The sequence below is a fragment of the Tepidiphilus sp. HLB4 genome, assembly GCF_054823945.1.
Map to the genome: position 1 here is coordinate 1 of NZ_JSYB01000022.1, position 8580 is coordinate 8580.

The following is an 8580-nucleotide window of genomic DNA, read 5'->3' on the forward strand; positions in this document are numbered from 1 at the left end:
TTGCCTGTGCTCATGGTGTTTTCCATGAACACCCTTATGGACTAATTTGCACTTTTTGTAATACGGGAGTTGGTTCCAGGGTCGATGCACGTGCGTTATCTTCCGCTGGATCATATCGCGTTCCCGCATCGGCTTCCACCGCTTCGGCGTTACAATCCGTGCGACCATTCGCTGAGGGGAAGGGCTTGTTCTCGCATCTGGCTGCCGTCGATCTCGGATCGAACAGCTTCCGGCTCGAAATCGCCCGCGTCGACGGCGACTTGCTCTACCCCGTCGACGACCTCAAGGCAGCGGTGCGTCTGGCCGCCGGGCTCGGCGCCGACAAAAGGCTCGATGCCGCCGCCTTCGCCCGTGGGCTGTCGGCGCTGGCGGGATTTGCCGAACGGCTGCAAGGGTTTCCTCCCGAAGCGGTGCGCGCGGTCGGCACCAACGCCCTGCGCGTGGCGCGCAACGCGCCCGAGTTCGTGCTTCAGGGGCAGGCGATCCTGGGGCATCCCATCGAGATCGTCTCCGGCCGGGAAGAAGCCCGCCTCATCTACCTCGGCGTGGCGCACGCCGTGCCCGAGCCGCATCGCCAGACTTTCGTCATCGACATCGGCGGCGGTTCCACCGAAGTCATCATCGGCCGCGGTTTCCAGCCCATTTTGCTCGAGAGCCTCTACATGGGCTGCGTCTCCTACAGCCTGCGCTTCTTTCCCGACGGAAAGATCACCGAAGGCCGCCTGCGCGAGGCCCGGCTCGCCGCGGCCAAGGAGATCGAGGCGATTGCCCTCCCTTTTCGGGCCTTGGGCTGGGAGCGGGCCGTCGGTTCCAGCGGTTCGGCCAAGGCGATCCGCGACGTGCTCGTCGCTCAAGGCTGGAGCCGTGAGACCATCACGCGCAAGGGGCTGCAGCAGCTCGTCAAGGCGTTACCCACGCTCGGCTCGATCGAGGCACTCAAAGGGCTCAAAGGGCTCAAACGCGACCGCCAACCGGTCTTCCCCGGCGCGGTGGCGATCATGGCCGCCGCCTTCGAGGTGCTCGGGCTCGAGGAGATGGTCTTCTCCGAAGGCGCCTTGCGCCTCGGGGTACTCTACGATCTGCTCGGGCGGCATCATCACCAGGACATCCGCGAATCCTCGGTCGAACGGTTCATGGAGCGCTATGGCGTCGACCGGGTACACGCCGGGCGGGTGGAGACCACGGCGCTCGAGCTCGCCCTCGATCTGCGCCCCGAGCTCGCGTTCGAAGAGCATCCCGATCGACGGCTGCTCTCCTGGGCGGCGCGGCTGCACGAGATCGGCCTGTCGATCGCGCATGCCGGACATCACAAGCATGGCGCCTACATCCTGGCGCACGCCGACATGCCCGGCTTCTCGCGCATGGAGCAGGCGCAGCTCGCGCGCCTCGTGCTGAGCCACCGCGGCAAGCTCGAGCGGCTCGCCGAGCTTCCTCCCGGTTCGCCGCACTGGGATCTCATCTTCGCATTGCGCATCGCCGCCGTGCTGCACCGCGCCCGCGATGACAGGCGCTTCGAGCGGCTGCACGCCCGGCGCGAGGGGGATGGCTACAGGCTGCAGTTGCCGTCCGCCTTCCTGCGCCGCCATCCGCTCACCCGCGCCGCCCTGGAAGACGAGACCGCGCAATGGGCGAGCGTCGGCATGCCGCTGCGCCTCGATCCGCTTCCCTCATCTTTCAACCACCCAGGAGAACGACATGACGCTCAACCCTTATGAAATGGGGCTGGAGAAGACCCCGGCCAACTACGTGCCGCTCACGCCGCTCACCTTCCTGTCCCGCTCGGCCTACATTTACCCCGAGCGCACCGCCGTCATCCACGGCAAGCGCCGCTATACCTGGAAACAGGTCGAGGAGCGCGCCCGGCGGCTCGCCTCCGCCCTGCGCCAGCTCGGGGTGAAGAAGAACGACACGGTGGCGGTGGTCCTCAACAATACGCCCGAGATGTACGAGTGCCATTTCGGTGTACCCGGCTGCGGCGCGGTGCTCAACACGATCAACATCCGGCTCGACCCCGAGACGGTGGCCTTCATCCTCAACCACGGCGAGGCCAAGGTGCTCATCACCGACCGCGAGTATTCCAAGATGGTGAAAGAGGCGATCCGCATCGCCCATCGCCCCGATCTCATCGTCATCGACGTGGACGACCCGGAATACACCGGCCCCGGCGAGCGGCTCGGCCGGATCGAGTACGAGGAATTCCTCGCCCAGGGCAACCCCGACTTCGTCCTCGAATACCCGCAGGACGAGTGGGAGGCGATCTCCCTCAACTATACTTCCGGCACCACCGGCAACCCCAAAGGCGTGGTCTATCACCACCGCGGGGCCTATCTCAATGCCTTCAGCAACATCGTCTCATGGGGCATGCCGCCGCACTCGGTCTATCTGTGGACCCTGCCGATGTTCCACTGCAACGGCTGGTGCTTCCCCTGGACCATGGCCGCCAACGCCGGCACCAACGTCTGCCTGCGCCGCGTCGATCCGCGCCTCATCCTCGAGCTGATCGCCGAGCACAAGGTGACCCACTACTGCGGCGCGCCCATCGTGCACTCAATGATCGCCAATGCCCCGGAGAGTTGGCGCAAGGGGATCACGCACAAGGTCTCCGGCCTGGTGGCCGCTGCCCCGCCTCCGGCCGCGATGATCGAGGCGATGGCCAAGATCGGTTTCGACATCACCCACGTCTATGGGCTCACCGAAACCTACGGACCGGCCGCGGTCTGTGCCAAGCACGACGATTGGGCGAGCCTGCCGCTCGAAGAGCAGGTGCGGCTCAACGGCCGCCAGGGCGTGCGCTACCACGCCCAGGAGGCGATCACGGTGATGGATCCGGACACCATGCAGCCGGTGCCCTGGGATGGCGAGACCATGGGCGAGATCATGTTCCGCGGCAACCTCGTCATGAAGGGCTACCTCAAGAACCCCAAAGCCACCGAAGAGGCGTTTCGCGGCGGCTGGTACCACACCGGAGACCTCGGCGTGATGCAGCCCGACGGCTACGTCAAGATCAAAGACCGCGCCAAGGACATCATCATCTCAGGTGGCGAGAACATCTCCTCGATCGAAGTCGAGGATGCCCTCTATAAACACCCGGCGGTGGCCGCCGCGGCGGTGGTGGCCGCGCCCGACCCGAAGTGGGGCGAAGTGCCCTGCGCCTTCGTCGAGCTGCGCGAAGGCGCGGCGGTGACCGAAGAAGAGCTCGTGCAGCACTGCCGGCGGCTCCTCGCCGGCTTCAAGGTGCCCAAGCGCTTCATCTTCGGTCCCATTCCCAAGACCTCGACCGGCAAGATCCAGAAGTACATCCTGCGCGAACGGGCGAAATCGCGCGAGGCGATCGAATAAAAGGCGCCATGATGCCGCGCCGTGCGGCGTATGTGCGCCGCGCGGCGTTGCGCCGGCGCCACAAGCAACAGATATCCAGGGTTCGGCGCCCCTTATTTCCCCTTTTGCCGTGCGCTGATCGTGCTATCGTAAAACTGGGCCAAGGAGAGAGGCATGGATCACGAGGATTTCGCCGACGAGATACGTGACCTGAATCTCAGCTACCTGATCCTCGCGCAGCGCATGGTGCAGCGCGACCCAGCCTCTGCCGCCGTAAAGCTGGGCCTGGAAGCAGAGACGGCGCGCTGGCTCGCCGCATTGCCGCCGGCCAAGCTGGTGCGCATGGCGAGCCTGCAGATCGGGCTGCCGCAGTTCCGTTTCGACGCGGCCGTGCTCGAGCGCATGGCCGGAGAAAAGGCCCGCGACGAGCTCACCGCCACCCTGCACGCCGCCATCCTCGCGCACGGCAGCCAGCGAAAGAAAACCAAACGAACGGGAGGACATCATGACGAGACCTGAGTCGATCGAACGAGAAGCGGCCGACGTTTGCCTTGCAGCCGAGCTCATCCGGCTCGGCGCGCGCATGCAGCTCCTCGAAGCGGAGACTTCCTTGAGCCGCGAGCGCCTGCTCAAGCTCTACAAGGAAATCCGCCATGCTTCCCCGCCCAAGGGGATGCTACCCTTTTCCACCGACTGGTTCATGACCTGGCAGCCCAACGTGCACGCCTCCCTTTTCATGAACCTCCATCGCCGGGTGCGGCAAAGCGGTGCGGCCGAGGGCGTGCACGCGCTCATTGCCGCCTATCACCTCTATCTCGACCAGATCGACGCCATTGGCACCGACCCGGTGCTCAGCATCACGCGCGCCTGGACGCTGCTGCGCTTCTTCGAAGCCGAGCTGGTGCAGCTCACGCCGTGCTCCTGCTGCTGCGGCGAATTCCTCACCCACGCCTACGAGCCGGCCAAGACCTTCGTCTGCGGCATCTGCCACATGCCCTCGCGCGCCGGCAGCAGCCGCACCTCGGCCAAGACGGCCATCTCCCGCGGACAGAAGCGCCTGAGCGCCCAGCCCGCCTGAATCCCCCGATTGCGCCAAGCGCCACGCATGAGCCTGTGCTAACATAGAGCCCCCCGGATCGGGGGCGGCTTGGCTGCATCCGCAGCGCTCGATGGCTCACGGCAAAGCGAAAAGGGGGGATTCGTGTTTCTGCTGCTCGGGTATGTGATCATACTCGCCTCCGCGTTCGGCACTTATGCGATCCACGGCAGCCTCGTGGCGCTGTGGGTGCCGGCAGAATACGTGGCCATCGTCGGGCTCATGATCGGCAGCTTCATCGCCAGTAACGACGGCGCCACCCTCAAGCTCGTGCTCGGGCGGCTGTCGGGCGCCCTCAAGGGCTCCCCTTATACGCGCGCCTTCTACCTCGAGCTGCTCTCCCTCCTCTACGAGATCCTGGTCAAGATCCGCAAGGAAGGGCTGATGTCGATCGAGCAGGACGTGGACAACCCCGAGGGTTCGGCCCTGTTCGGCAAATACCCGCTCGTACTCAAGGATCATCATCTCGTCGAATTCATCACCGACTACCTGCGCATGATGGTGAGCGGCAGCCTCAATCCGGTCGAAATCGAAACTCTCATGGATCAGGAACTCGAGACGCATCATCAGGAAGCGCACATGCCGCCGCATATCGTGAGCAAGATTGCCGACGCCATGCCCGCCTTCGGTATCGTGGTCGCGGTCATGGGCGTGGTGAATGTGCTGGGTTCGGTGGGCGAGCCGCCGGCGGTGCTCGGCAAGAAGCTCGGCGGCGCCCTGGTCGGTACCTTCCTCGGCATCCTCCTCTCCTACGGCTTCGTCGCGCCCATCGCCGGCCAGCTCGAAGCGAAAGTCGAGGATGGCGCCAAACCCTTCCAGGTGGCCAAGGTGGTGCTGCTCGCCAGCATGAGCGGCTATCCGCCACAGATCGCCATCGAATTCGGGCGCAAGGTGCTGTGGACGCGCGATCGTCCCACCTTCCTTCAGCTCGAGGAAGAGCTGAAGAACCGCAAATAACGGCGCGATGCGATGAGCGACGAGAGTCAACAACCAATCGTCATCAAGCGCATCAAAAAGGGCGGCGGCGCCGCCCACGGCGGCGCCTGGAAAGTCGCCTACGCCGACTTCGTCACCGCCATGATGGCGTTTTTCCTTTTGCTGTGGCTGCTCGGTTCCACGGCGCAGGGGGACCTCGAAGGCATCGCCAAGTTCTTCCAGAACCCGCTCAAGGTGGCGCGCGAAGGCGGGGCGGGCGCCGGCGATGCCGAGCGTATCATCCCTGGTGGCGGCGAGGATCTGAGCCGGCGCGTGGGCCAGGTCAAGCGCGGCGAGACGCGCAGCGAGAAGAGCAGCGCGACGCGCGAAGGCGGGGAGGGCGCCTCTCCCACGCATGGCCGCTCCGACGTGGAGGTCGCCGCTGGCGGGCAGGGAAGGGTGGCCGGCACGCCGCTCACCGAGGCATCTCCGGCGCCCGGGCGCGGCGGTGGCAGCAGCGGCCCCGGCATGGGGGGCGAAAAGCTGCGCGAACTGCAGCAGCTCGAGCGGACCAAGGCGATGCTGGAGGCGATCATCGAGGCCGACCCGAATCTACGGGCGATGAAGGATCAGATCCAGATGCGCATCTCGGACGACGGTCTGGTGATCGAGATCGTCGATACGCAGAACCGCCCCATGTTCGCGCTCGGTAGCGCCCAGGTGCAGGACTACACCCGGCGGCTCCTGCGCACGGTGGGGCGCACGCTCAACGACCTGCCCAACCGCATCAGCATCGCCGGGCATACCGACGCCACACCCTATGCCGGCGATGGGCGCGGCATGTCGAACTGGGAGCTCTCCGCGGAGCGCGCCAACGCCGCCCGGCGCGAGCTCGTCGCCGGCGGGCTCGACCCGACCAAGATCTTCCGCGTCGTCGGCATGGCCGACACCTCCCCCCTCATTGCCGAAGACCCTTACGCGCCGCAGAACCGGCGCATCAGCATCATCGTGCTGAAGAAAGAAGTGGAAGATGCCTGGCGGGCGCGGGAGCATGCGGCGCCGCTCATGCAGGGGTACGGTCAGCCGCCGGCTGCGCCGACCGCCAAGCCTGGCGGAGCCTCGCCATGAACCGCGAAGAGGATTCCGCTTCGGCGCTGCGCCGCATCGCCGAGGTGCGGCGCACCATCGAGCGCCTCGCCCAGACCCGCCTCGAATCGCTGCCGCGCGAGTTCGAGCTCACCGAAGAGGATTTCGCCGCCATCCGGGCGTTGGTGGCCGAACGCGCCGGCATCGCGCTCTCGCAGGCCAAGCGCGACATGGTCTACGTTCGCCTGTCGCGCCGCCTGCGCGCGCTGGGGCTCAAGCGCTTCGCCGACTACCTGGCGCGGGTGCGCAGCGACGAGCGCGAACTCGAAGCCTTCATCAATGCGCTCACCACCAATCTGACCTATTTCTTCCGCGAGCCGCACCACTTCGAGCACTTGCGCACCTGGCTCGGGCAGCGCCCAGGGGCTCGCCTGTGGTCGGCCGGATGCGCGAGCGGCGAAGAAGCCTATTCCATCGCCATGACGGCCTGCGAAGTGTGGGGGCGGCTCGATCCCCCCGTCGAGATCCTCGCCACCGACCTCGACACGCAGGTGCTGGAAGAGGGCCGCCGCGGCATCTATGCCGCCGAGCGGCTCGAGGCGATCGATCCTCGCCTACGCGACCGCTATTTCGAACCGCTCGCCGATGGCCGCTGGCAGATCCGCGCCGAACTGCACGCCCTCGTGCGCTTTGCCCGGCTCAATTTCGTCGAAACCCCTTGGCCGGTCCAAGGGCCGTTCGAGGCGATCTTCTGCCGCAACGTGCTGATCTACTTCGATCGCCATACCCAGCGCATGATCCTCGAGCGCTTCGCGCCCCTCTTGCGCCCGGGCGGCTACCTCTATCTGGGGCATTCGGAGAACCTCCTCTATGCGAGCGAGGCGTTCGAGCCGCTGGGACGCACGATCTATCGTCGCAAGGCCGACGGGGAGGCGGCGGCAGGGGGGGAGCATCGGTCTTCTGCACCGCCGCAGGCCACGCCGTGCGGCGAATCCTGGGTGCCTTCTCCCGCTCGTGCCGGCAGATCTTTCCTTCCGGGGGCCGCCGGGGCGGAGGCGGCCTCGTGCAGGGAGCGCGAAGAGCCTGTGCACCCCGGCGAACCGGTGATCCTCATCGGCGCCTCCACCGGCGGTACCGAGGCGATCAAGACGGTATTGCAAGCCCTGCCGACCGACGCCCCGCCAGTGCTCATCGTGCAGCACATGCCGGAGCATTTCACCGCCTCGTTCGCCAAGCGGCTGGACCAGGTGTGCGCCTTGCGCGTGAGCGAAGCGCGAGACGGCGAGATCCTGGTGCGCGGCCGGGCCTGGGTGGCGCCGGGACATTCGCACCTTCGCCTCGAACGTCAGGGGAATGGCTACGTGCTGCGGCTGGACCGCTCCGAGCCCGTCAACCGTCATCGACCCTCGGTGGACGTGCTCTTTTTCAGTGCGGCCGAGGTGCTGGGGCCGGCGGCGGTGGCGGTGCTCCTCACCGGCATGGGGCGCGACGGGGCGCAGGGGCTGCTTGCCTTGAAAGAGGCCGGCGCCCACACCATCGCTCAGGACGAGGCGAGCGCCGTCATCTGGGGCATGCCCGGCGAGGCGGTGCGCCTGGGCGCCGCCTGCGAGGTACTGCCGCTTACCGAGATCGGGCCGGCGATCGTGCGGGCGGTGTCGGCGCGGCAGCCGCTTTGGGCGCGCCGCTGAGCGGGGCGCGCTCGGGGCGCGCCGTCTCCCCGCCTTTGACGCAGGCAAGCAGCTCGGCATTTTTTTCCGCCCCTTCGACGAGGCGGTCGAGCCCTTGCATCACTTCCAGGCTGGCGAGTTCCATGCGGTGCGCCGCCTCGACCATGCGCTCGACGTCCTTTTTCGCCAAGGCTTCGAACGCTTCCTGCGCCGCCTCGTGCACCGTGCGGTGCGGTCGCTCGATCTCGCGATAACCGGGAAAACCGCTGAAGCACTCCTTGCCGCGCCCCTCGTAGTACCAGCGCCCGAGGCGGCAGTTCTGGTGATTGGCGAATTCCGTCGCAGCCCTGTCGCTCACGCCGAGCAGCACCTCGTATACGGCGAACTTGTAGAGGATATGGTCGAGCTTGGCGAGCTCGCAGAAGCTGCGCAGCGCCGCCAACCCGGCCGAGCGTTCGATGTCTTCGACCAACCCTTCGAGCGCCTCGACTTCCTTCG

At 66.5% G+C, this 8580-nt stretch carries 8 protein-coding genes; 7 read left to right on the forward strand and 1 reads right to left on the reverse strand.

All coding sequences use genetic code 11. From position 1 onward, the window contains the following. Positions 1–185 precede the first annotated feature (185 nt). The 7 genes from ppx (at position 186) to OA56_RS05730 (ending at position 8103) form a co-directional block, all read left to right on the forward strand. Complete coding sequence (ppx, locus tag OA56_RS05700) at positions 186–1715, forward strand: exopolyphosphatase (RefSeq protein WP_461583982.1); 1530 nt, start codon at positions 186–188, stop codon at positions 1713–1715. Further along, positions 1696–3339, forward strand: a complete 1644-nt coding sequence (locus OA56_RS05705) for an acyl-CoA synthetase (protein ID WP_461583984.1) — start codon at positions 1696–1698, stop codon at positions 3337–3339. The genes ppx and OA56_RS05705 overlap by 20 nt, the downstream gene beginning before the upstream one ends. Before the next feature lie 153 nt (positions 3340–3492). Continuing rightward, positions 3493–3837 (forward strand): flagellar transcriptional regulator FlhD, encoded by a 345-nt coding sequence (locus OA56_RS05710; protein WP_055423738.1) that lies wholly within the window; start codon positions 3493–3495, stop codon positions 3835–3837. Further along, a complete protein-coding gene (gene flhC / locus OA56_RS05715; RefSeq protein ID WP_461583986.1) occupies positions 3824–4396 on the forward strand; it encodes a flagellar transcriptional regulator FlhC in 573 nt (190 codons plus the stop codon). Before OA56_RS05710 ends, flhC begins: the two co-directional genes overlap by 14 nt. Before the next feature lie 123 nt (positions 4397–4519). Beyond that, on the forward strand, positions 4520–5371 hold the full coding sequence (gene motA / locus OA56_RS05720) for a flagellar motor stator protein MotA (RefSeq protein ID WP_461583988.1): 852 nt from the start codon (positions 4520–4522) through the stop codon (positions 5369–5371). 12 nt (positions 5372–5383) lie between these two features. Further along, positions 5384–6457, forward strand: a complete 1074-nt coding sequence (locus OA56_RS05725) for a flagellar motor protein MotB (protein ID WP_461583990.1) — start codon at positions 5384–5386, stop codon at positions 6455–6457. Continuing rightward, the gene (locus OA56_RS05730; protein WP_461583992.1) at positions 6454–8103 is read left to right on the forward strand and encodes a chemotaxis protein CheB; all 1650 of its coding nucleotides are present in this window, start codon (positions 6454–6456) and stop codon (positions 8101–8103) included. Before OA56_RS05725 ends, OA56_RS05730 begins: the two co-directional genes overlap by 4 nt. Here the strand turns inward: OA56_RS05730 and OA56_RS05735 are convergent. Further along, positions 8036–8580 (reverse strand): CZB domain-containing protein (locus OA56_RS05735; protein ID WP_461583994.1); only part of this gene is annotated, 545 nt, incomplete at its 5' end. The two genes, OA56_RS05730 and OA56_RS05735, sit on opposite strands and share 68 nt — an antisense overlap.

Excerpts from the sequence above, each read along its gene's own strand:
- OA56_RS05705 (WP_461583984.1), top strand. The coding sequence starts at position 1,696 with ATGACGCTCAACCCTTATGAAATGGGGCTGGAGAAGACCCCGGCCAAC.
- OA56_RS05710 (WP_055423738.1), top strand. The coding sequence starts at position 3,493 with ATGGATCACGAGGATTTCGCCGACGAGATACGTGACCTGAATCTCAGC.
- flhC (WP_461583986.1), top strand. The coding sequence starts at position 3,824 with ATGACGAGACCTGAGTCGATCGAACGAGAAGCGGCCGACGTTTGCCTT.
- OA56_RS05725 (WP_461583990.1), top strand. The coding sequence starts at position 5,384 with ATGAGCGACGAGAGTCAACAACCAATCGTCATCAAGCGCATCAAAAAG.
- OA56_RS05730 (WP_461583992.1), top strand. The coding sequence starts at position 6,454 with ATGAACCGCGAAGAGGATTCCGCTTCGGCGCTGCGCCGCATCGCCGAG.